The sequence below is a fragment of the Pseudomonas sp. CFBP 13719 genome, from assembly GCF_014842095.1.
Classification (GTDB): domain Bacteria; phylum Pseudomonadota; class Gammaproteobacteria; order Pseudomonadales; family Pseudomonadaceae; genus Aquipseudomonas.
The window spans coordinates 1-630 of sequence record NZ_JACYVB010000023.1 but is presented as its reverse complement, the minus strand read 5'-3'; the positions used below and the strand labels follow the sequence as shown (position 1 = coordinate 630).

Annotated in this window: 1 rRNA gene; it reads left to right on the top strand. The window is 49.2% G+C overall.

The annotated features are described in order from the left end of the window. Positions 1 to 99 precede the first annotated feature (99 nt). Positions 100 to 630, top strand: a 23S ribosomal RNA gene (locus IFT57_RS26830); the annotation flags it as partial.

The window sequence follows — 630 nt, the reverse complement described above, 5'->3', positions numbered from 1 at the left end:
GTTCAGGCTAAGGTAAAATTTGTGAGTTGCTCTTAGAGTAAATGCGAATTTTCGGCGAATGTCGTCTTCACAGTATAACCAGATTGCTTGGGGTTATATGGTCAAGTGAAGAAGCGCATACGGTGGATGCCTTGGCAGTCAGAGGCGATGAAAGACGTGGTAGCCTGCGAAAAGCTTCGGGGAGTCGGCAAACAGACTGTGATCCGGAGATGTCTGAATGGGGGAACCCAGCTGTCATAAGACAGTTATCTCATGCTGAATACATAGGCATGAGAGGCGAACCAGGGGAACTGAAACATCTAAGTACCCTGAGGAAAAGAAATCAACCGAGATTCCCTTAGTAGTGGCGAGCGAACGGGGACCAGCCCTTAAGTTGATTTGAGATTAGCGGAACGCTCTGGAAAGTGCGGCCATAGTGGGTGATAGCCCTGTACGCGAAAATCTCTTGTCAATGAAATCGAGTAGGACGGGGCACGAGAAACCTTGTCTGAATATGGGGGGACCATCCTCCAAGGCTAAATACTACTGACTGACCGATAGTGAACTAGTACCGTGAGGGAAAGGCGAAAAGAACCCCGGAGAGGGGAGTGAAATAGATCCTGAAACCGTATGCGTACAAGCAGTGGGAGC